The 22309-nt window shown below is 72.3% G+C and carries 17 protein-coding genes, 4 tRNA genes and 1 other RNA gene; 11 read left to right on the forward strand and 11 right to left on the reverse strand.

Translation table 11 applies throughout. From position 1 onward, the window contains the following. Positions 1-41 precede the first annotated feature (41 nt). From purL to purS, 3 genes are read right to left on the reverse strand one after another with little or no spacing between them, the layout of a single operon-like run. Positions 42-2300: a phosphoribosylformylglycinamidine synthase subunit PurL gene (gene purL / locus ACZ7L0_RS14480; RefSeq protein ID WP_471242788.1), complete on the reverse strand. Its 2259-nt coding sequence runs from the start codon at positions 2298-2300 to the stop codon at positions 42-44. Beyond that, complete coding sequence (purQ, locus tag ACZ7L0_RS14485) at positions 2297-2977, reverse strand: phosphoribosylformylglycinamidine synthase subunit PurQ (RefSeq protein WP_471242789.1); 681 nt, start codon at positions 2975-2977, stop codon at positions 2297-2299. Before purQ ends, purL begins: the two co-directional genes overlap by 4 nt. Continuing rightward, positions 2974-3237: a phosphoribosylformylglycinamidine synthase subunit PurS gene (purS, locus tag ACZ7L0_RS14490; RefSeq protein WP_003999970.1), complete on the reverse strand. Its 264-nt coding sequence runs from the start codon at positions 3235-3237 to the stop codon at positions 2974-2976. The genes purQ and purS overlap by 4 nt, the downstream gene beginning before the upstream one ends. Before the next feature lie 338 nt (positions 3238-3575). On the opposite strand from purS, the gene ACZ7L0_RS14495 reads away from it, so the two are divergent. From ACZ7L0_RS14495 to ACZ7L0_RS14530, 8 genes are all read left to right on the forward strand, one after another. Beyond that, entirely contained in the window at positions 3576-3893 is a 318-nt protein-coding gene (locus ACZ7L0_RS14495) for a histone-like nucleoid-structuring protein Lsr2 (protein WP_471242790.1), read from the forward strand. 158 nt (positions 3894-4051) lie between these two features. Next, a tRNA-Gly gene (locus ACZ7L0_RS14500) sits at positions 4052-4123 on the forward strand. Positions 4124-4203: 80 nt separating this feature from the next. After that, positions 4204-4279 (forward strand) — tRNA-Gly (locus ACZ7L0_RS14505). 123 nt (positions 4280-4402) lie between these two features. Next, the gene (locus ACZ7L0_RS14510; RefSeq protein WP_471242791.1) at positions 4403-5350 is read left to right on the forward strand and encodes an ABC transporter ATP-binding protein; all 948 of its coding nucleotides are present in this window, start codon (positions 4403-4405) and stop codon (positions 5348-5350) included. Beyond that, positions 5347-6126: an ABC transporter permease gene (locus tag ACZ7L0_RS14515; protein WP_471242792.1), complete on the forward strand. Its 780-nt coding sequence runs from the start codon at positions 5347-5349 to the stop codon at positions 6124-6126. The genes ACZ7L0_RS14510 and ACZ7L0_RS14515 overlap by 4 nt, the downstream gene beginning before the upstream one ends. A 27-nt stretch (positions 6127-6153) precedes the next feature. Beyond that, a complete protein-coding gene (locus ACZ7L0_RS14520) occupies positions 6154-7371 on the forward strand; it encodes a sensor histidine kinase (RefSeq protein WP_471242793.1) in 1218 nt (405 codons plus the stop codon). Continuing rightward, positions 7368-7982 (forward strand): response regulator, encoded by a 615-nt coding sequence (locus ACZ7L0_RS14525; RefSeq protein ID WP_471242794.1) that lies wholly within the window; start codon positions 7368-7370, stop codon positions 7980-7982. The genes ACZ7L0_RS14520 and ACZ7L0_RS14525 overlap by 4 nt, the downstream gene beginning before the upstream one ends. A gap of 23 nt (positions 7983-8005) precedes the next feature. Next, positions 8006-8081: transfer RNA gene (locus ACZ7L0_RS14530), tRNA-Gly, on the forward strand. Positions 8082-8126: 45 nt separating this feature from the next. Here the strand turns inward: ACZ7L0_RS14530 and ACZ7L0_RS14535 are convergent. The 6 genes from ACZ7L0_RS14535 to ffs all read right to left on the reverse strand — a co-directional run bounded on the left by ACZ7L0_RS14535 (position 8127) and on the right by ffs (position 16717). Further along, positions 8127-9026: a phosphoribosylaminoimidazolesuccinocarboxamide synthase gene (locus ACZ7L0_RS14535; protein WP_471242795.1), complete on the reverse strand. Its 900-nt coding sequence runs from the start codon at positions 9024-9026 to the stop codon at positions 8127-8129. A gap of 68 nt (positions 9027-9094) precedes the next feature. Then, on the reverse strand, positions 9095-10600 hold the full coding sequence (locus tag ACZ7L0_RS14540) for a N,N-dimethylformamidase beta subunit family domain-containing protein (protein WP_471242796.1): 1506 nt from the start codon (positions 10598-10600) through the stop codon (positions 9095-9097). A gap of 193 nt (positions 10601-10793) precedes the next feature. After that, positions 10794-12632: a M48 family metalloprotease gene (locus ACZ7L0_RS14545; RefSeq protein WP_471242797.1), complete on the reverse strand. Its 1839-nt coding sequence runs from the start codon at positions 12630-12632 to the stop codon at positions 10794-10796. A 275-nt stretch (positions 12633-12907) separates the two neighbouring features. After that, a complete protein-coding gene (purD, locus tag ACZ7L0_RS14550; RefSeq protein WP_471242798.1) occupies positions 12908-14188 on the reverse strand; it encodes a phosphoribosylamine--glycine ligase in 1281 nt (426 codons plus the stop codon). 100 nt (positions 14189-14288) lie between these two features. Further along, positions 14289-16556: a DNA polymerase III subunit gamma and tau gene (locus ACZ7L0_RS14555; protein ID WP_471242799.1), complete on the reverse strand. Its 2268-nt coding sequence runs from the start codon at positions 16554-16556 to the stop codon at positions 14289-14291. Between the two features lie 66 nt (positions 16557-16622). Then, positions 16623-16717, reverse strand: an RNA gene (ffs, locus tag ACZ7L0_RS14560) — signal recognition particle sRNA small type. A gap of 73 nt (positions 16718-16790) precedes the next feature. Between ffs and ACZ7L0_RS14565 the strand changes: the two genes are divergently transcribed. After that, positions 16791-16878: transfer RNA gene (locus ACZ7L0_RS14565), tRNA-Ser, on the forward strand. Positions 16879-16944: 66 nt separating this feature from the next. Here the strand turns inward: ACZ7L0_RS14565 and ACZ7L0_RS14570 are convergent. Next, positions 16945-17598 carry a DNA-binding response regulator gene (locus tag ACZ7L0_RS14570; protein WP_471242800.1) on the reverse strand — a complete coding sequence of 218 codons (654 nt, stop codon included), beginning with the start codon at positions 17596-17598 and terminating at the stop codon, positions 16945-16947. Positions 17599-17671: 73 nt separating this feature from the next. Between ACZ7L0_RS14570 and ACZ7L0_RS14575 the strand changes: the two genes are divergently transcribed. Then, on the forward strand, positions 17672-18529 hold the full coding sequence (locus tag ACZ7L0_RS14575; protein WP_471242801.1) for an aldo/keto reductase: 858 nt from the start codon (positions 17672-17674) through the stop codon (positions 18527-18529). 9 nt (positions 18530-18538) lie between these two features. Here ACZ7L0_RS14575 and ACZ7L0_RS14580 read toward each other — a convergent pair whose 3' ends face one another. Then, positions 18539-19327 (reverse strand): Fpg/Nei family DNA glycosylase, encoded by a 789-nt coding sequence (locus ACZ7L0_RS14580; RefSeq protein WP_471242802.1) that lies wholly within the window; start codon positions 19325-19327, stop codon positions 18539-18541. Between the two features lie 161 nt (positions 19328-19488). Between ACZ7L0_RS14580 and ACZ7L0_RS14585 the strand changes: the two genes are divergently transcribed. Further along, complete coding sequence (locus tag ACZ7L0_RS14585) at positions 19489-22296, forward strand: SpoIIE family protein phosphatase (protein ID WP_471242803.1); 2808 nt, start codon at positions 19489-19491, stop codon at positions 22294-22296. The last annotated feature ends 13 nt before the right edge of the window (positions 22297-22309 follow it).

Below are 22309 nucleotides of genomic sequence, written 5' to 3' on the forward strand. Positions count from 1 at the left end.
CCCGGAACCCCGGGCAGGGCCTTGGCCAGGCGTGCGACGGCCTACTTGAGCAGCGCCGGGATGGTCTCCTCGTGGGCCTTCCGCAGCTCCTCCAGCGTGAGGGCGAACTCGCCCTGGACATCCACCGAGTCGCCGTCGACGACACCGATGCGGGTGGCCGGGAGGCCCCGGGCGCCGCACATGTCGTTGAAGCGGACCTCCTCCGAGCGCGGCACGGCGACGATCGCGCGGCCCGCCGACTCGGAGAGGAGGAAGGTGAAGGCGTCCAGGCCGTCGGGGACGATCAGCCGGGCGCCCTTGCCGCCGAGCAGCGCCGACTCCACGACCGCCTGGATCAGACCGCCGTCGGACAGGTCGTGCGCGGAGTCGATCATGCCGTCGCGGGAGGCGGAGATCAGGATCTCGGCGAGCAGGCGCTCGCGCTCCAGGTCGACCTTCGGGGGCAGGCCGCCGAGGTGGTCGTGGACCACCTGCGACCAGGCCGAGCCGCCGAACTCCGCACGCGTGTCGCCGAGGAGGTAGATCAGCTGGCCCTCCTCCTGGAAGGCGACCGGCGTGCGGCGGGCCACGTCGTCGATGACGCCGAGCACGGCCACGACCGGGGTCGGGTGGATGGCCGCCTCGCCCGTCTGGTTGTAGAGCGAGACGTTGCCGCCGGTCACGGGGGTGCCGAGCTGCTGGCAGGCGTCCGCGAGACCCCGTACCGCCTCCGCGAACTGCCACATGACCGCCGGGTCCTCGGGCGAGCCGAAGTTCAGGCAGTCGGAGACGGCGAGCGGCTTGGCGCCGGTGGTGGCGACGTTGCGGTAGGCCTCCGCGAGGGCCAGCTGCGCGCCCGCGTACGGGTCGAGCTTGGCGTACCGGCCGTTGCCGTCGGTCGCGATGGCGACGCCGAGGCCGGTCTCCTCGTCGACGCGGATCATGCCGGAGTCCTCGGGCTGGGCGAGGACGGTGTTGCCCTGCACGAAGTGGTCGTACTGCGAGGTGATCCACTTCTTGGAGGCCTGGTTGGGGGAGCCGACCAGCTTCAGGACCTGGTCCTTCAGCTCCTCGCTCGTCGACGGCCGCGGCAGCTTGTTCGCGTCGTCGGCCTGGAGCTCGTCCTGCCAGGACGGGCGGGCGTACGGGCGCTCGTAGACCGGGCCCTCGTGCGCGACCGTGCGCGGGTCGACGTCGACGATCTTGCCGCCGTGCCAGTAGATCTCCAGGCGGTCGCCGTCGGTCACCTCACCGATGACGGTGGCGATGACGTCCCACTTCTCGCAGATCTCCAGGAACCGGTCGACCTTCTCCGGCTCCACCACCGCGCACATGCGCTCCTGCGACTCGCTCATGAGGATTTCCTCGGGCGAGAGCGTCGAGTCGCGCAGGGGTACGTCGTCCAGGGTGACGCGCATGCCGCCGGAGCCGTTGGAGGCCAGCTCGGAGGTGGCGCAGGACAGACCGGCCGCGCCGAGGTCCTGGATGCCGACGACCAGCTTCTCCTTGAAGGCCTCCAGGGTGCACTCGATGAGGAGCTTCTCCTGGAAGGGGTCGCCGACCTGGACGGCGGGGCGCTTGGAGGGCTTGGCGTCGTCGAAGGTCTCGGAGGCCAGGATCGAGGCGCCGCCGATGCCGTCGCCGCCGGTCCGGGCCCCGTACAGGATGACCTTGTTGCCCGCGCCGGACGCCTTGGCGAGGTGGATGTCCTCGTGCCGCATCACACCGATGGCACCGGCGTTGACCAGCGGGTTGCCCTGGTAGCAGGCGTCGAAGACGACCTCGCCGCCGATGTTGGGCAGGCCCAGGCAGTTGCCGTAGCCGCCGATGCCCGCGACCACGCCGGGCAGGACGCGCTTGGTGTCGGGGTGGTCGGCGGCGCCGAAGCGCAGCGGGTCGACCACGGCGACCGGGCGGGCGCCCATCGCGATGATGTCGCGCACGATGCCGCCGACGCCCGTGGCCGCGCCCTGGTAGGGCTCGACGTAGGACGGGTGGTTGTGCGACTCCACCTTGAAGGTGACCGCGTAGCCCTGGCCGACGTCGACGACACCGGCGTTCTCGCCGATGCCGACGAGGAGGGCGTCGGACTGGGGGGCCTTCTCGCCGAACTGGCGCAGATGGACCTTGGAGGACTTGTACGAGCAGTGCTCGGACCACATCACGGAGTACATGGCGAGTTCGGCGCCGGTCGGGCGGCGGCCGAGGATCTCCACCACCCGCTCGTACTCGTCCTTCTTCAGACCGAGTTCGGCCCAGGGCAGCTCGACGTCGGGGGTCGCGGCCGCGTGCTCGACCGTGTCCAGAGGCGTCCGGCTCATGCGTTGACCAGCTTCTTGAGGATCGAGGTGAAGAACGGCAGTCCGTCGGTACGACCGCTGCCGATCAGCGGCTCGACGGCGTGCTCGGGGTGCGGCATGAGGCCGACGACATTGCCCGCCTCGTTGCTGATGCCGGCGATGTCCCGCAGCGAGCCGTTCGGGTTGAAGTCGACGTAGCGGAAGGCGACCCGCCCCTCGGCCTCCAGCTTGTCGAGCGTGTACTCGTCGGCGACGTACCGCCCGTCCATGTTCTTCAGCGGGATGTGGATCTCCTGGCCCTCGCGGTAGTCGCTGGTCCAGGACGTCTCCGCGTTCTCCACCCGCAGCTTCTGGTCGCGGCAGATGAAGTGCAGGTGGTCGTTGCCGAGCATCGCGCCGGGCAGCAGATGGGCCTCGGTGAGGATCTGGAAGCCGTTGCAGATGCCGAGGACCGGAAGGCCGGCCTTCGCCTGTTCGATGAGGGGTTCCATCACCGGCGAGAAGCGCGCGATGGCACCGGCACGCAGATAGTCGCCGTAGGAGAAACCACCGCACAGCACCACGGCGTCGACCTGCTTGAGGTCCTTGTCCTTGTGCCACAGCGCGACCGGTTCGGCGCCCGCGAGGCGGACCGCCCGCTGAGTGTCCCGGTCGTCGAGGCTGCCCGGGAAAGTGACGACGCCAATACGAGCGGTCACTTCACGGCCTCCGCGACTTCCTCCACCTTGACGGTGAAGTCCTCGATCACGGTGTTGGCGAGGAAGGATTCGGCAAGATCGTGAATGCGGGCGAGCGCGGCCTCGTCGACCGGACCGTCGACTTCCAGCTCGAATCGCTTTCCCTGACGTACGTCGGAGATGCCTTCGAAACCCAGTCGCGGCAGTGCGCGCTGCACCGCCTGGCCCTGGGGGTCGAGGATCTCCGGCTTGAGCATGACGTCGACTACGACGCGTGCCACTGGCACTCCCGGTGTGTGGTGCTGAGCAGGTCCCTTCAGACTACCCGCACAAAATTTCTACGCGGGTAGAGTTGTAGGAACCTACGTGAGGGTCATCACGATCCGGTGTCGGACAGGTACCACGGTGAAAAGTTCTGGGAAAGTTCCGGGAACGGCTTGCGGGCCCTATTGCACCCGGACACGCGGATGGATTTAGTCGGGCTTCACTTTGCAATGCCGGGCACTGTACAAATGAATTAGCAATAGCCGATACTTTGCCCAATAACAGGCGGACAGTCGACATCTCCGGTGCGTCTTGGCACGTCACCGGGCGGTGTCGCACGAAGGGACCGATATTCGTGGCGCAGAAGGTCGTGGTCACTCTCTTTGACGACATCGACGGCTCGGAAGCGGCGGAGACGATCGCCTTCGGACTCGACGGCAAGTCGTACGAGATCGACCTGAACCAAACCAATGCCAAGAAACTGCGTAAGGCCCTCGAGCCGTACGTGGCGGCCGGCCGCAAGCGGTCCAGGTCGGGCAAGGCGTACCGCCAGACGGAGGTCGCCCCGGACCCCGCGGCGGTCCGCGCCTGGGCGCAGGCGAACAAGATGGACGTGCCCGCGCGCGGTCGCATCCCCAAGAAGGTCTACGAGGCGTTCAGCGCGGCACAGTGACGCCCGCGAGGGGTGAGCCCTCAGGGTCCGTCAGCGGGCTCTGAGGGCAGCCGACTTGGGTGCGGGGGAGAACCGACTTGCGCAACCCCCCTGCTGATCAGCTAATGTCTGGAGCACGCCGAGGGGCGAGGCCGAAAGGCCGGATCCCCGGAGTACATGCGGGTGTAGTTCAGTAGTAGAACATCCCCCTTCCAGGGGGAAGGCGCAGTGTGCAATTCCTGTCACCCGCTCTGCACCGCCGGTCCTGACCATGAAGTGGATCAGGTAGGCTGGTGCTCGCACCGATCGGTGGGAGCCGGTCGGGAGCAGTGCGGACGTAGCTCAGTTGGTAGAGCGCAACCTTGCCAAGGTTGAGGTCGCGAGTTCGAGCCTCGTCGTCCGCTCCAGTTCCGAAGGCCCCGGTCAACTCGACCGGGGTTTTTTCGTGCCCGGACGCGTCTGACATTTGTCATGCCGAGCGATGACACCGCGCACTGCTGTCCGGCCCCGGCGGCCGGGACGCTTGAGTCATGAACCACAGGGACAGCGACGAACACGAGCACGTGATCGAGGTCACCGACCTCCGGCGTGTGTACGGGGACGGGTTCGAGGCGGTGCGCGGAATCAGCTTCCGCGTGGCCCGCGGGGAGGTCTTCGCGCTGCTCGGCACCAACGGCGCGGGCAAGACGTCGACGGTCGAGCTGCTGGAAGGGCTCGCGGCCCCGGCGGGCGGCCGGGTGCGCGTCCTCGGCCACGACCCCTACCTGGAACGGGCCGCCGTACGCCCGCGCACCGGCGTGATGCTCCAGGAGGGCGGCTTCCCGTCCGAGCTGACCGTCGCCGAGACCGCGCGGATGTGGGCCGGTTGCACCAGCGGGTCCCGGCCCGAGGGGGAGGCACTGAGCCTGGTCGGACTGGCCGGGAAGGCAGCCGTGCGGGTGAAGCAGCTGTCCGGGGGCGAGCGGCGGCGGCTGGACCTCGCGCTCGCCCTGCTCGGCGAGCCCGAGGTGCTGTTCCTGGACGAGCCGACGACCGGGCTGGACGTCGAAGGGCGCCGGGACACCTGGGAGTTGGTGCGGGCGCTGCGCGACGCCGGCACGACCGTGCTGCTGACCACGCACTACCTGGAGGAGGCCGAGGGCCTCGCCGACCGGCTCGCGATCCTGCACGAGGGGCGCATCGCGACCGCCGGGACACCCGCCGAGGTCACCGCCGGCCGCCCCTCGCGGATCTCCTTCGAGCTGCCCGCGGGGTACTTCCTCGGGGACCTGCCGCCGCTCGCCGAACTCGGGGTGTGCGAACACGAGGCCGACGGCGGGACCGTACGGCTGCGCACCCGCGAGTTGCAGCGCACCGCCACCGGGCTGCTGGTGTGGGCCGAGCGGGCCGGGGTGGAGCTGCGCCAGCTCGATGTGCGCTCCGCCTCGCTGGAGGAGGCGTTCCTGGGGATCGCGCGGGAGCGGGAGGTCGTGGCATGAGCAGCGTCGCCTGGGCACCCGCGGGCCGCCGGCTGCGGGCACTGGCCCGCGCCGAGTTCGCCCTCCTCGGCCGCAGCCGCGGTGTCCTGTTCACCGCGCTGGTGGTGCCGCTCGCGCTGCCGTTCAGCGTGCGGCCGGCCCTGGACGAGATGGACCTGCCCAAGCAGGGGCTGAACGTCGGCGTGGTGATGCTGACGGCGGCGATCGGCTTCTCCTTCCTCTACGCCGTCTACACCTCCCTGGTGAACGCCTACGTCGCCCGCCGCGAGGAACTCGTCCTCAAGCGGCTGCGCACCGGCGAACTCTCCGACGCCGAGATCCTCACCGGCACGGCCCTGCCCGCCGTCGGTCTCGGCCTCGCCCAGGCCGTGCTGCTGAGCGCGGGCTGCGCGGCGCTGCTGCACACCGGGGCGCCCAGGGCGCCGTATCTGATCCCGCTGGGCCTGGCGGCCGGTCTCGTCGTGAGCGCCGCGCTCGCCGCGCTCACCGCGTCCTTCACCCGGACCGCCGAGAGCGCCCAGGTGACCGCGCTGCCGCTGGTGTTCCTCTCCATGGTGGGCTCCGGCATCGCGGTCCCCACCGAGGTCATGTCCGACCGGATCGCCTCCGTCTGCCAGTTCCTCCCGCTCTCCCCCGCGATCCGGCTGGTCCGCGCGGGCTGGACCGGCCAGTTGAGCGCGTACGAGACCCTGGGCACCCTGGCGACCGCGCTGGCCTGGACCGTCGTGGCGGTGTTTGCTGTACGGCGGTGGTTCCGGTGGGAGCCTCGACGGTGACCTACGGGGGACACGGACATGGGGGACATGGGCAGGTCCGCGGGCTGGTGGCGGGGCAAGAGCACGCCGGCGAAATTCGAGACGTACACGCGCTGGTCGTTCCACTTCTTCGGCGTGATCGAGGTCTCGGCGATCGGCCTGCCGGTGTTCGGGCAGGTGGAGGCCGGGCTCGCGGGCTGGATGATGGCCATGGTGGTCGCCCACGCGACGCTCACCACCGTGACCGCCTCCCGGGCCCTGGACTGGACACGCGAGCGGCGGGAGCAGCCACTGGGGCTGCTGTGGGCGCTCGGTGCGACCACCTACGCGTTCGCGGCCGTCGCCCTGGTGATCCAGAAGTACGGCCCGCCCGGTGACGGGACCGACACGGCCGCGGGCACGGTCTTCGCGGGCGTGCTGACCTTCGGCGCGGGCACCATGGCGCTCGGCATCCGCCACCGGCGGCGGGTGTTCGGGCTGGTGGTCGGGTTCGCCTTCGGCGCCGGGGTCGAGTCCTTCCCGCTGGGCGTGTCCGGGCCCGCCGCGCTGGGCAACGCCTTCGCGGTGCTAGTCGGCGCCGGGTTCCTCGCCTTCACCTCCACCTTCTCCGTCTGGCTGCTCAACGCCGTCTACGAACTCGACGCGGCCCGTGAGACCCGGACCCGGCTGGCCGTCGCCGAGGAGCGGCTGCGGTTCGGGCGGGATCTGCACGACGTGCTGGGGCGCAACCTCTCCGTCATCTCCCTCAAGAGCGAGCTGGCCGTGCAACTGGTCCGGCGGGGGCGGCCGGAGGCCGTGGAGCAGATGATCGAGGTGCAGCGCATCGCCCAGGAGTCGCAGCGCGAGGTACGCGATGTCGTACGGGGTTACCGGGAGGCCGACCTCGGGGTCGAACTCGCCGGTGCGCAGGGCGTGTTGACGGCCGCCGGGATCGACTGCGAGATCACCGGCGCGGCCGACGGGCTGCCCGCCGCCGTGCAGTCGGCGCTCGGCTGGGTGGTGCGGGAGGCGACGACCAACGTGCTGCGGCACGGGAACGCCGGTCGGTGCGTGGTGGAACTGCGGGTACAGGAGGGGCACGTGGTGCTGAGGGTGGAGAACGACGGGGTCGCGGGTCCCGCCGGGAGCGGCGGGTCGGGGCTCGCCGGGCTGCGGGAGCGGCTGGCGGCGGTGGACGGGACGCTGAGGGCTGGGGCCGTCGGCGAGGACAAGTTCCGGCTGGTGGCCGAGGTGCCCCTGGTGGCCGTGAGCGGGGTCACGGCATGAGCGCTCCGGTACGGCTGCTGCTCGCCGACGACGAGCATCTGATCCGGGGGGCACTGGCCGCCCTGCTCTCCCTGGAGGACGACCTGCTGGTGGTGGCGGAGGCCGCCAGCGGGCCGGAGGCGCTGGCGATGGCGCGGGCCCACGTGCCCGATGTCGCCGTCCTGGATCTCCAGATGCCGGGGGCGGACGGTGTGAAGGTGGCCACAGCGTTGCGCGCCGAGCTGCCGGGCTGCCGGGTGCTCATCGTCACCGGTCATGGACGGCCCGGGCATCTGAAACGGGCCCTCGCGGCGGGGGTGCGCGGGTTCGTGCCGAAGACGGTCAGCGCACAGCGGCTCGCGGAGATCATCCGGACCGTGCACGCCGGAAACCGCTATGTCGATCCGGAGTTGGCCGCCGACGCGATCTCCGCCGGGGACTCGCCGCTGACCGTGCGGGAGGCGGAGGTGCTGGAGCTGGCAGCGGACGGGGCGCCGGTCGCGGAGATCGCCGAGCGGGCCGCGCTGTCGCCGGGGACCGTGCGGAACTACCTCTCCTCGGCCGCGACGAAGCTCGGTGCGGAGAACCGGCATACGGCGGTGCGTCTCGCTCGGGAGCGAGGTTGGGTATAGTTGCTCTCGCGCCACGGCGCAATGCGGACGTAGCTCAGTTGGTAGAGCGCAACCTTGCCAAGGTTGAGGTCGCGAGTTCGAGCCTCGTCGTCCGCTCCAGTTCCGAAGGCCCCGGTCATCTCGACCGGGGCCTTCGTCGTGGGTTCAGCTCCAGCTGACGCCCGTCAGGCGCTCGTACGCCTCCACGTACTTCGCCCGGGTCGCCTCCACCACCTGCTGCGGCAGCGCGGGCGGCGGCTGCTCGCTCTTGCGGTCCCAGCCGGACTCGGCGGAGGTCAGCCAGTCACGGACGAACTGCTTGTCGTACGAGGCCTGCGCGCGGCCCGGCTGCCACTCGTCGGCCGGCCAGAAGCGGGAGGAGTCCGGGGTGAGGACCTCGTCGGCGAGGACGAGGGTGTCGCCGTCGAAGCCGAACTCGAACTTGGTGTCCGCCAGGATGATCCCGCGGTCCCGGGCGATGTCCCGGCCGCGGGTGTACACGGCCAGGGTGGCCTGGCGCAGCCGGGCGGCGGTGTCGGCGCCGACCTGGCGGGCGACCTCCTCGTAGGAGACGTTCTCGTCGTGCTCGCCGACCTCGGCCTTGGTGGCCGGGGTGAAGATCGGGGCGGGCAGCTCGGAGCCGTCGACCAGGCCTTCGGGGAGGGCGAGGCCGCAGACCGTACGGGACTCCCGGTACTCGGCGAGGCCCGAGCCGGTGAGGTAGCCGCGGGCCACGCACTCGACCGGGAGCATGTTCAGGGACCTGCACACCAGGGTGCGGCCCTGCCAGTCGGCGGGGGCGCCGGCGGGCAGCTCGGTGCTGAGCACATGGTTGGGGGCGAGGTCGGCGAGCTGGTCGAACCACCACAGGGAGAGCTGGGTGAGGATGCGGCCCTTGTCGGGGATCTCGGTCGGCAGCACCCAGTCGAAGGCGGAGATGCGGTCGCTGGCGACCATCACGAGGTCGCCCGCCTCGTTCCGGTACAGCTCGCGCACCTTGCCGGTGTGCAGGTGCACCAGGCCCGGAACCTGGATCGGCTCGGGCTTTTCTACGAATCCGGACACGGTTCCTCCCCGTGGTTCTGTCCAATGGCTCGATTGTCCCGTATGAGGGAGGGGCCGAGGACGGCGGGTCAGTCGCGCTTGCAGATACGGTCCAGCAGATTGGCGGTGGCCCGCTGGATACGGGGCTCCACGTGGCCGGGGCGGTCCAGCGCCGGTGACCAGGCGAAAGTGCCCGCCGCGAAGACCAGGGCGCCGGAGGGGGCGCGGTAGAGCGAGGTCTCCTGGTGGCGCTGGACGCCTTCGCCGTCGGCGTAGGGGGAGTGGGCGAGCAGGATGCGCTCCTCGTGCTCGGGGAGCGGGGTGCGCGGGAAGTAGCGGTCGGCCTCCCCCGCGACCAGGCCCTCGATCTCGTCGCCCTCGTGGGTGCCGGTCGCCTCCCACAGCCAGTGGTCGGCGTTGCGCACGATCAGCGGGTGCGGTTCGGGGACACGGCCCGCGTACTGGATGCCGACCAGTTGCTGCTCGGGGCGGTCGATCTCCCGCCAGAGCACCGGCCGGCCCGGGCCCCTGCGTTTGCGGCAGGTCAGCAGGCGGTCGGGGACACCGGAGGGGGACGGGCCCAGTTCGACCTGCCAGTACATGGTGTTGGCGGAGAGGAAGACCAGCGAGGTGCCGTTCTCCCGGGCCAGCTCCACGGTGCGGCGCATCTGGGTCGACCAGTACTCGTCGTGCCCGGGGAAGACCAGGCCCCGGTAGCGGGTGGGGTCGACGCGGCCCGCGTGCAGGTCGCGGGCGTCGGCGTAGGCGATGTCGTAGCCGTAGCGTTCGGCCCAGCGGATGAAGTCGTAGGCGTGGCCGACGTGCAGCGGCAGTCCCGCGCCCGCGTACGGGCGGTCGAAGGAGACGGTGGTGGCGGCGTCGGCCTCGCCGAGCAGCCGGCCCTTGTCGTCCCAGGCGTGGTAGAGGCTGGCGCCGGTGTGGCCGTCCTCCGGGTAGAGGTTGTAGGCCTGCCAGGTGATGTCGGGCAGCAGCAGGAGCAGGTCCGCCGGGTGGTTGTCCCGGACGGTGAACGGCACGTGGGAGCGGTAGCCGTCGGCCGTGGTGAGCACCGCGACATACGCGCCGATGTTCCAGTACGACGGGATCTGCAGCCGCCAGGACAGCCACCAGTGGTGGCAGGAGACCGTGCGGTCGGCGGTCAGCGGCGCGGGCTGGACTATCCCGGAGAGGCGGGGGCTGGTGGTGATCTTGGCGGCGCCGTCGCCGCCGTAGTGGCCGATGCGGTAGATGTCGACGCCGAACTGCTGGGGCGGGTCGACGGTGATGTGGAAGTCGACGGCCTCGCCGGGCGCGACCGCGCCGGTGGAGGTGAAGCCCTTGATCTGGCGGTGCACGTCGTCGGCGGAGCGCGGCTCACCGCCGGAGGCGCGCGGGGCCGGGACGCGCGGGGCGCCCTCGCCGGCCGTCCGCGCGTGCTGCTGGGTGGTGTCCACGTACCAGGGGACGACGTGGCCGGTGTCGTCGAAGTACGTCTCGCTGCCGCGCAGCCAGGGCACCGGGCCCTGGCCGAAGGGATCCGTGACGGCGTGCGCGAGTGCTCCCGACTCCCAGCGGCGGATCTGGTCCGAGGCCATGGCCGCTCCCCTCCCTCGTGCCCCCGTTGTCTCGTCTGTGTGGCGCCGTGTCTGCCGTGTGTCGTATGCCCTTGCCATGTGCGAGGCCGGTCCCCAGCACATCACATTCCGCACGTGTACGGTCACTATTCGTTGCGAATTGACCTGAAGTGGAAGAGCTCTTTCCGCTACGACGACCCGATCGCCCGGCCGGTCAGACCAGTCGTACCGGCTTCTCCGGACGTATGCCCGACTCCACGAGCCAGGCCCGCAGCGGGGCCGGATCGCCCTCCTCGATCAGGCTGAGCACCCGGGAGGAGAGGTCGGCCGCTCTCTCGCCGTTGACCACCAGCGAGGGGCCGTCGAGCCAGTCCAGCCCCGGGCTCGCGCCCGCCGTGTCCATCGCAGCGCAGCACACCATCGCGGTGACGTGGTCGGCGAGCAGCTCCCGGGCGGTGCGCGGGGGCTGGAGCGGGAACAGGGGGAGCGCGCCGTCGTCCCAGAGGACGGTGTCGGGGCCCTGCCCGGCGGCACCCGGACCGGCCGAGGGGGCCGGGGCCGCACCGGCGGCCTCCTCGCGGGCCACCTCCGCGCTGAGCCTGGCGGCGAGCGTGGCGCTCCGCTCGTTCATGTCGCTCATGTCGTTCACATCGGTCACGTCGGTCACGTCGGTCACGTCGGTCATGGGGCCGCCGTCCGCGAAGGCGTGGAGGTCCGCGTCGTCCGCCGCGTATCCGTCCGGGCCGGGCTGCGAATCGGCCGCGCCGGTGGCCGGTGCGGTCGACAGGTGGTCCAGCACCCGGGAGAGGGTGGGGCCGTCGGGGGCGGGGGGCGTGGGGGCGGGGCGGATGCCCAGGCAGTCCAGGACCCGGTGCAGGCGGGCCGCTTCGGTGCGCCAGGTGCGGTCGACGACCTCCTCCGGGTACTCCTGCCAGCCCACCGGGGACCAGTCGGGGCCGGGCTCGGCGGGGCCGCCGTGGAAGAGCCGGGCGGCGAGCAGGGAGGCGGCCTCGTCGACCACCCCGGGCTCCTCCAGCAGGTCGCAGGCCGGGCGCTCGCCCAGTCGGGAGGCGAAGCCCTCGGCGAGCCGGTCGCGCCGGGACAGCTCGGTGAGCGCCGCGACGACGCCCGCGTCCAGCCGGGAGGGCCAGCGGCCCATCCGCCAGGCGGGCAGCGCGACCCGGGTCAGCAGCCGGTCCCAGCCCGCGTACGCCAGCCCCACCTGCTCCTGGGCGACGATCCGCAGGCCGTAGTCCACAGCCTGTGCACGCTCGGCGGCAGCGGCGGCGACTCCGCGTTCCATCTGGGCCGCGTGCTCCCGGCAGCCGCGCAGCAGCAGCCGGGCCACCCAGCCGAGGCTCGCGCACACACCCCGGGTCAAGGGGCAGCGGCCGGGTGCCGAGGCCACGGCCACCGCCGCGTCGAGTCCTCGTACGAAGCGGCGGGCGGCCGCTATGTCGGGGTGCGCCGAGGGTCCCGTACCGGCGACGACCGGGGCGAGGACCGCGCGCAGCTCGCCGACCCGCATCCACCACAGGAACGGGGAGCCGATGACGAGGACGGGCGCGGCGGCCGTACGGCGCTGGTGACGCCGCCCCGGGCCCGCTATCTCGTCGCGGGTCTCCCGCGGCGGCGGGCCGTGGGCCGGGTGGGTACGGTCCTCCAGCCAGCTGTCGCAGTCCGGCGTGAGCGCTATCGCGGACGGCACCGGCACGTCGAGGCGGTCGGCGAGGTCGCGCACCATGCGGTACAGGTCCGGGGCGGAGTCCTCGGGGATCGGCACCGTGGGAGTCGTCGCGGGGCGGGCGCGGGCGACGACCAGGGCGATGCCCCCGGCGGCCAGCAGCACCACCAGCGCGAGCACACCCACGACCCAGCGGGCGAGGTCCCAGCCCCGGCCGGCGAGGTGGCCGCTGGAGCCGCCCGCCAGCAGGATCACCGCGGCCGCCGCGGGCAGCACGGCCACGGCCAGCGCCCGGCCGCGGATGCGCAGCACGGCCACGGCCCGGGAACGCGCGGCCTGCGCGCCCGCCTCCACACCCATTCCGGTCACGACCGGACCTCACCCCCTCGCTGCTGTCCTCGCGCTGTCCTGGCGTTGCTCACTCCCCCACTGTGGCACCCGTCACTGACATCGCAATGCCGGTGGGCCAAGTGCCGGAACGCTTGCGCCGCACCCTAGTTGGGGCCTCGGCCCCCGTCAGCCGGATAGGGCATCGGTCACTCGATGGAATGGCTTTGGTCAGAGGTGGATGACCCAGAGCAACGGTCAGGCCCCGGATTCGCATCCGGGGCCTGAGTGCCTGCGGGGGGGTACGACCGGCGGTTTTACGCTCCCGCAGCTCCCGCCGCTCCCGCCGCATCCGCCGCCGCCTTCGCCGCGATGTCCGTACGGTGCTGGGAGCCGTCGAGCCGGATGCGGGCCACCGCGCGGTACGCCCGGTCGCGGGCCTGGGTCAGGTCCTCGCCGGTAGCTGTGACGGACAGCACCCGGCCGCCCGCGCTGACCACGGCGTCGCCGTTCCGCCCGGTCCCGGCGTGCAGGACGTAGGCGTGCGGGGCGTCCTCGGCGGCCACCTCGTCTAGGCCGGTGATGGGGTCGCCGGTGCGCGGGGTGCCGGGGTAGTTGTGGGAGGCGACGACGACGGTGACCGCCGCGTCCTCGCTCCAGCGCAGCGGCTCCAGGACGTCGAGGGTGCCGTTGGCGGCGGCGAGCAGGACACCGGCCAGCGGCGTCTTCAGGCGGGCCAGCACGACCTGGGTCTCGGGGTCGCCGAAGCGGGCGTTGAACTCGATCACCCGGACACCCCGGCTGGTGATCGCCAGCCCGGCGTAGAGAAGTCCGGAGAACGGCGTACCCCGGCGGCGCATCTCGTCGACGGTCGGCTGGAGGACGGTCTGCAGGACCTCGTCCACCAGCTTCGGGTCGGCCCAGGGCAGCGGGGAGTACGCGCCCATGCCGCCGGTGTTCGGGCCCTCGTCCCCGTCCAGAGCCCGCTTGAAGTCCTGGGCGGGCTGGAGCGGGACGACCGTCTGGCCGTCGGTGATGGCGAAGAGCGAGACCTCCGGGCCGTCGAGGAACTCCTCGATGACGACGCGCTCGCAGCCGGCCGCGTGGGCCTGGGCGGCGGCGAGGTCGGAGGTGACCACGACCCCCTTGCCGGCGGCCAGCCCGTCGTCCTTGACGACGTACGGGGCGCCGAAGGCGTCGAGGGCCTCGGCGACCTCGTCGGCGTTCGTGCACACGTACGAGCGGGCGGTCGGTACACCGGCCGCCGCCATCACGTCCTTGGCGAAGGCCTTGGACCCCTCGATCCGCGCCGCCTCCCCGGAGGGGCCGAACACCGGGATGCCCGCCTCGCGCACGGCGTCGGCGACCCCGGCGACCAGTGGAGCCTCCGGGCCGACCACGACGAGGTCGGCGCCCAGGCCGGTGGCCAGCGCGGAGACGGCCTCACCGTCGAGCGCGTCGACCTGGTGCAGCTCGGCGACCTCCGCGATACCGGCGTTGCCGGGGGCGCAGTGCAGCGCGGTGACGTCGGGATCGAGGGACAGGGAACGGCACAGGGCATGTTCGCGGGCGCCGCTGCCGATGACGAGGACCTTCACGGGGGTCAGCCTAGCTGGCGTTCCTCATGAGAGTCGGGGGGCGGTGATGTTGTGCGTTCCTACGAACGGTCGCGGGCGGGGGTCCGGCCTCGCCCGCGGGCTACTCGTTGGAGAACTCCTCCACCACCGTCGCGCCCAGCTCCCGCACGATGAGTTCATGGCCGGAGAGGGCCGACTCGTCGAGATCGGGGTCGTCGTCCTCGGGGATGTCGTCCTCAGGGGCGACCGGGGTCGGCTCGGGGGCGGCGGCCGACCGGGGCGCCTGCGCCGGGGCGGAGGCCGCCTGGGGCTTGGCCTGAGGGGCGGCCGGGGCGGGCTGGGGAGCGGCCTGGCGCTGCGGAGTCGCGGTGCCGGGGCCGCCGTACCCGGAGGAGCCGGAGCCGCCGAAGCCCGCGGAACCTCCGGAGCCGCCGGCGGGCGGGGGGGCGGATCCGCCGGAGGGGTCGACGACGGCCTCGATCTTCCACTGCACGTTGAACTGTTCGGCCAGCGCCTGCCGCAGCACGTCCTCGCTGCCGCTGCTCGCGAAGTTGTCGCGGGCACCGGCGTTGACGAAGCCGAGCTGCAGGGTGGTGCCGTCGAAGCCGACGACCTGGGCGTTCTGACTGAGCAGGATCCAGGTGAAGCGGCGGCGGTTCTTGACCGCCTCCAGGATGTTCGGCCAGAGCATGCGCGGGTCGAGCCCGCCTGGGGCGTCGGGGGCAGGCTGCGCGGGGGCGGCCGGAGCGGGCGCCGCCGTGGCCGCGGGCGCCTGGGCCGGGGCGGGTGCCGGTGCCGTGGGCGCCTGGGGCCGGCCGCCGCCCGACTGGGCCGCCGTGGGCCAGCCGCCGGGCCGCCGGCCCGCGCCGACGGGGGCGGCGGTGGGCCAGGCGCCGGGGGCCGGGGCGTTGGCCGGGGTGCTCGCCGGAGGACTCGCCGGAGCCGGGGTGCGGGCGGGGGGCTGTGGGGCCACCGGTGCCGGGGCTGGCGGCCGGGTGGGCTCGCCGTCACCGGGGCCCGCCGCGGCCGGGACCGCCGGAGCGGCCGGAGCGCCGCCCTGGGGCGGGGGAGACGAGGGGGACGAGGGAGCGGAGGTCCGCACGGCCGCCCGGGCCGCCGCGGCCCCGCCGCCGGACGGCATCTGCGCACCGGCGCCGCCCGCCTGGCCGTGGGCGTCGGGGCCGGGGACGTACCCCATGGCCGGTGCGCTCGCGGGCCCGGCCGAGAAGTTGACCCCCCGTTCGAGCCGGTCCAGCCGGGCCATGACGGCGCGCTCGTCGCCGTACGCGGCGGGCAGCAGAACGCGCGCGCAGATCAGTTCGAGCTGAAGGCGCGGCGAGTTCGCCCCGCGCATCTCGGTCAGGCCTTGGTTGACGAGGTCGGCGGCGCGGCTGAGCTCGGCGGCGCCGAAGGTGCCTGCCTGGGCCTGCATACGCTCCAGGACGTCGGCGGGGGCGTCGATGAGCCCCTTCTCCAGCGCGTCCGGAACGGCGGCGAGGATCACCAGGTCCCGCAGCCGCTCCAGCAGGTCGGCGACGAACCGCCGGGGATCGTTGCCGCCCTCGATGACCCGGTCGACCACCTCGAAGGCGGCGGCCCCGTCCCCGGTGGCGAAGGCCTCGACGACGGAGTCGAGCAGCGACCCGTCGGTGTACCCGAGGAGCGAGGTCGCCATGGCGTATGTCACACCGTCCGCCCCCGCACCGGCGAGCAGCTGGTCCATGACGGACATGGAGTCACGCACGGACCCGGCGCCGGCGCGCACGACGAGCGGGAGCACCCCCTCGTCGACGGGGATGTCCTCCTTCTGGCACACCTCGGCGAGGTAGTCCCGGAGCGTCCCCGGCGGCACCAGGCGGAACGGGTAGTGGTGGGTCCGCGACCGGATGGTCCCGATGACCTTCTCGGGCTCGGTGGTGGCGAAGATGAACTTCAGATGCTCCGGAGGCTCCTCGACGACCTTCAGCAGAGCGTTGAAACCGGCCGACGTGACCATGTGGGCCTCGTCGATGATGTAGATCTTGTACCGGCTGCTCGCGGGCCCGAAGAAGGCCTTCTCCCGCAGCTCACGGGCATCGTCCACACCACCGTGCGAAGCCGCGTCGATCTCGATGACGTCGATCGACCCCGGCCCGTTCCTGGCCAGGTCCTGGCACGACTGGCACTCCCCGCACGGCGTCGGTGTGGGGCCCTGCTCACAGTTCAGGCACCTGGCCAGGATCCGCGCACTGGTCGTCTTGCCACAGCCGCGCGGCCCGCTGAACAGGTACGCGTGATTGACCCGGTTGTTCCGCAGCGCCTGCTGCAGCGGGTCCGTGACATGCTCCTGCCCGATGACCTCGGCAAAGGACTCCGGGCGATAGCGGCGGTACAGCGCGAGAGACGACACGCTTACGAGGTTATAGGCGACCACCGACAACCGGCCCCGCCCTCGGCGGCACCCCGCCCCACAACGCAAGGCGCCCCCCACGCACCCGCCAGAGCCGACCTACCCTTGCTGCCTTCCGGCCCTGGGGGAGTTCAGTCAGATAGCGCCGCGTGAGGGGCTCCGCACAGAGTACCCGATCCCGGCCTGCGGGAACGAGTTCGCGAGCACTCCCCTCGGTCATGTAATGTTTCCGGCGGAGGATTCGCCTAGAGGCCTAGGGCGCACGCTTGGAAAGCGTGTTGGGGGCAACCCCTCACGAGTTCGAATCTCGTATCCTCCGCCAGTGCCTCACCGGGCACGATGTCGAAGGGCCCCACCGCTTGCGGTGGGGCCCTTCGGCGTTGTCCCCTCAGCCGCCCAGCCCCATCTCGCCCGCCCGCACCCCGGCCTGGAACCGTGAGCCCGCGTCGAGGGCGTCGAGCAGGCCCGCTACGCGGCGGCGGTAGGTGCGCAGGGACATGCCGAGCTGTCGCGCTGCCGCCTCGTCGGTGGCGCCCGAGCCCAGGGCGCGCAGGATCTTTCGGCTGTCGGCATCGAGCCGGGGGTGCTCGCCGCGCAGGAACGCCTGGAGGTCGGTGGCGGTCTCCCAGGCGGCTTCGAACAGCGCGTACACGCTGCCGACCAGGGTGGGTGCGGTGGTCAGGGTGTATTCGCGGTCGCCGAGGGTGTTCGAACCGGCGAGGATCGCGAACCGGCGGTCGATGATGATCGTCTCGTGGGGGAGGGCGGTGGCGGCGATCCGCACCCGGGCGCCCTGGTCGACCAGCATGCCGAGGTGCTCGCGGCTGCGCTCGTCGGCGAGCGAGGCCGGGCTGAACAGCTTGCGGATCTGCTGAGTGTCCCCGTTGCGGAGCCGGTCGCCGACGGCGTGCCGGGCTTCGGGGCGGGACCAGGTGTCGAGGTCGCGGGCGGCGCAGACGAACTCCTCGTGGACAGCGGAGAAGAGCCGCTCGGTGCGGGCGAGGAGTTCCCGGTCACCGCGGATCGTCACGATGTCTGCCACTCCGCCATTCTGCCCGGTGGCAGCAAACTGCCACGGGTTCGCGGCTCGAACGCCTCGCGTCCAGGCTGAGTTCATGAGCAACGACTTCCGCCTCGGTGGCGACCTGCTGATCAACCGGCTCGGCTTCGGGGCCATGCGCCTGCCCACGAACAGCTTCCATGGTCCGGCGCGCGATCCCGGAACCGGTCGCGCCGTTTTGCGCCGTGCCGTGGAGCTGGGCGTCGACCACATCGACACCGCCGCCTTCTACACCAGTGGCGACGGCACCCTTCGCGCCAACGCCCTGATCCGGGAAGCCCTTCACCCCTACCCGGCCGGCCTGGTCATCGCCACCAAGGTCGGCCCGGCCCGTACGCCCGACGGCGGCCTGGCCGCGACCTCCGATCCCGCGGCCCTGCGGCCGATGGTCGAGGAGAACCTCGAAACCCTCGGTGTGGACCGCCTCGACCTGGTCTACCTGCGCATCGGGGGCATCCTGCCGCCGCCGCACGGCGAATCCGTCGCCGAACGCTTCGAGGCGCTGGCCGAGCTGCGCGAGGAGGGCCTGATCCGCCATCTCGGCCTGAGCAACGTCGACGCCGGCCACCTCGCCGAAGCCCGTGCGATCGCACCCGTCGCAGCCGTCCAGAACCACTTCCACGCCGCCAAGCGCGACGACACCGAGGTCCTGGCCGTCTGCGAGGACGCCGGCATCGCCTACGTGCCGTTCTTCCCCCTGGGCGGCGGCCTGGGCGATGTCACCGACGACCGCATCGCCAAGGTCGCGGACCGGCACGGCGCCACGGTCCCTCAGATCGCCCTGGCCTGGCTGCTCGCCTCTTCCCCGGTCACTCTGGCCATCCCCGGCACCGGCTCCCTCGCCCACCTGGAGGAGAACACCGCCGCCGGGTCGATCGTCCTCACCGAAGAGGATCTGTCCGACCTCACCTGACCTAGGGGCTCAGGACCCGTCCGGCTGGCAGTGCGGGCACCACACCGTGCCGCGGCCCGCCATACGGGAGCGGCGCAGGGGATCGCCGCAGCGCGGGCAGGCCGGGACGGGGTCGTCGCGGTGGCCGGTGAGCCAGGAGTCCCGCGGTGGGACGCAGCCGGCGGTGACGGCGGAGCGCAGGGTGCGGCGCATGGTGGTGTACAGGCGGCGGCGGTCGGACTCGGTGAGATCGCTCGCCCGGCGGGCGGGGCGCACCCCCGCCCGCCACAGCACCTCGTCGGCCAGCAGATTGCCGAGTCCGGCCAGGACGCTCTGGTCGGTGAGGACGCTCTTGACGCTGCCGCGGTGTGCGCGGAGCACGGCCTCGAACTCCTCGCGGTCCACCGCCATCGCGTCGGGGCCCTGGCGGTCCAGCAGCCGTGCGACCGCGAAGTCGTCGTCGCACAGCCAGAGGCCCTGGAGCTTGCGCTGGTCGCGGTAGCGCAGCTGCCGGTCGCCGCTCACGGTGAACAGGACGCGGTCGTGGGCTTCGACCGCGTCGTCGGGACGGCCGCAGAGCAGTTGACCGGTCATGCCGAAGTGCAGCATGAGGGTGGGGCCGCCGGTGTGGGCGAGCAGCCACTTCCCGTGCCGCTCCGGTTCGGTGAAACGCTGGCCTTCCAGCGCCTCGCGCAACCGCCGCGTGCTCACGCCGTGCAGTACGCCCGTGTCGCGCACGTCCACGTGCTGGATGACCCTGCCCTTCGCGCAGGAGGCGAGGACTTTCCGGAATCCCTCCACGTCCGGCAGCTCAGGCATGAGGGCCTCCTTGCGGAACCCGACGATCCGGTCTCCGTTCTCGACCCATTCTCGCTCGCCCAGCGGCGTTCACCACCCCTCGGCGGCCCGGGTGGCGAGCTTGCCGGATTCCACCCGGCACCGAGCGGGTCGGGCTCGCGCAGCGGTGTTATGAAGGTTACATGAGGGTATTTTTCGGGCGCCCTCGGGATCTGACGCGGCATGCGCACGCCGGACGTTCGCGTGCTCGTCGGCTTTCCCTGTTCGACCCGCACAGCGCGGCCGGGCAGGTGTTCCTGCTGCAGGTCGGGATCGTGGTGCTGCTGGTGCTGGCCGCGGTGGTGGCCCTGGTGCTCCAGGCGGCGCGTGACGCCGTGCAGGAGGGGCGGCGGGCGTCGGTCGTCGCGGCCCAGTCGTTCGCGAGCGCGCCCGGCGTGGTCCAGGCACTGCGCAGCCCGGACCCGACCGCGGTGCTGCAGCCCCGGGCCGAGGAGGCACGCAAGCGAGCGGGCGTGGACTTCGTGGTCGTCACGGACACGCGGGGCATCCGCTACACGTACCCCTACCCGCGGGAGATCGGGAAGAAGTTCGTCGGCAACACGGAACCGGTGCTGCGGGGCCATACCGTCATCGAACAGGCGGGCGGGCCGCCCCTGCCGGCGGGCAAGGGAACGGCCGTTCAGGCGGTGGTCCCGGTGACCGACTCGCGGGGCACGGTCGTCGGCATGGTGTCCGCCGGGATCACGGTCCGGAACGTGGCGGGGCTGTGGATACCGCAGGTGCCGATCGCCCTCGGCGCCGGCGCGGTCGCAATGGCGCTGGCCGGGGCCGGGACGACGCTGGTGTCCCGGCGGCTGCTGCGGCAGACGCACGGCCTGGCCCCGGCCGAGCTCGCGCGGATGTACGAGCATCACGACGCGGTCCTCCACGCGGTGCGGGAAGGCGTGCTGATCACCGACGCCGACGGGCGGCTGGCGCTGGCCAACGACGAGGCGCAGCGGCTGCTGGACCTGCCGGAGGACGCGCAGGGCTCCGATGTGCGCGAGCTGGGCCTGTCGGAGCAGCTCACCCGCCTGGTGACGTCGGGGCAGGAGGCCACCGACGAGGTGTGTCTCGTACGGGACCGGCTGCTGGCGGTGAACAAGCGGCCCACGTTCCCGCACACGGGCCAGGGCGGCAGCGTGGTCACCCTGCGGGACACCACCGAGCTGGCGGCGGTCTCGGGGCGGGCCGAGTTCGCGCGGGAGCGGCTGAAGCTGCTGTACGAGGCCGGCGTGACGATCGGGACGACGCTGGACGTGCGGCGTACGGCCCAGGAGCTGGCCGAGGTGGCCGTGCCGCAGTTCGCCGGCCTGGTCGCGGTGGATCTGCTGGACGCGGTGCTGCGCGGGTGGGAGCCGACGGCGGAGGGCTGGCGACGGCTGCGCCGGGCGGCGATCAGCGGCGATCAGCAGGTGATGCCGGTGTATCCGGTGGACGAGGTGATCACGTTCTCGCCGGGCACCCCGCAGATGCTGGCGATGCAGCGGGGCCAGGGTGTGCTGGAGGCGGACCTCTGGCAGGCGCGCGGCTGGCAGGAGCAGGATCCGGAGCGCGCCCGCAAGGCCCTGGAACGCGGGATGCACTCGCTGGTGACCGTGCCGCTGCGGGCGCGGAGCGTGTCGCTGGGCGTGGTGAACTTCTACCGGACGGGGGACTGCCCGGCGTTCGAGCCGGAGGACCTGACCTTCGCGGAGGAGCTGGCCGCGCGGGCGGCGGTGGCGATCGACAACGCCCGCAGGTTCACCCGGGAGCACGCGATGGCGGTGGCGCTGCAGCGCAGTCTGCTGCCGCGGGGGCAGCCGGAGCAGGACGCGCTGGAGGTGGCCTGGCGGTATCTGCCGGCGGAGGCGGGGGTGGCCGGGGACTGGTTCGACGTCATCCCGCTGCCGGGCGCGCGGGTGGCCCTGGTGATGGGCGACGTGGTCGGGCACGGGCTGCACGCGGCGGCCACGATGGGGCGGCTGCGCACCGCCGTGCACAACTTCTCGACGCTGGACCTCCCCGTGGACGAGGTGCTCGGCAACCTCGACGACCTGGTGGTCCGCATGGACAACGAGGAGAGCGCCGGCGACGCCGCTCAGGAGCACGAGGGCGAGGGGGTGACCGGGGCGACGTGTCTGTACGCGATCTACGACCCGGTGGCCGGGAACTGCACGGTGGGCCGCGCGGGGCACCCCGACCCGGTGGTGGTGCGCCCGGACGGGACGGTCACCTGTCCCGAAGTACCGGCCTCGGCCCCGCTCGGACTGGGCGGCTCCCCCTTCGAGACCGCCGAGCTGCACCTGCCGGAGGGTTCACAGCTGGTGCTGTACACCGACGGCCTGGTGGAGGACCGCGCCCACGGCATCGACGTCGGCCTGGAGCGGCTGCGCCGGGCGCTGGACGGGGCCGGGGAGCGCACTCCGGAGGAGACGTGTCACGCGGTGATCGACGCGGTGAAGCCGGACAACCCCACCGACGACATCGCGCTCCTCGCGGCCCGTACCCGGCTGTTCCCGCCCTCGTGCGTGGCCGAGTGGGACGTTCCGTCGGACCCGGAGGTGGTGCCCTCGGTGCGGGCGCGCTGCCGGGAGAAGCTGCGGGAGTGGGAGCTGGAGGAGATCGGGTTCAGTACGGAACTGATCGTCAGCGAGCTGGTCACCAACGCGGTGCGGTACGGATCGCCGCCGGTCAGGGTGCGGCTGCTGTACGGGCGCTGTCTGATCTGCGAGGTCTCGGACGCCAGCAGCACCTCACCGCGCCCGCGGCGGGCGGCGATCACGGACGAGGGCGGCCGGGGCCTGTTCCTGGTGGCGCAGTTCGCCCAGCGGTGGGGAACGCGCTACACGGGCCGCGGCAAGGTCATCTGGGCGGAACAGACCCTGCACGACGGCGCGTCCACCGCCCCCGCCTACACACCGGTCGACCTTCTCCTCGAACAGTTCGGTGACCCCGCCCTGGGAGGCTGACGCACCGGCGCGC

The organism is Streptomyces sp. NPDC039424 (assembly GCF_055639495.1).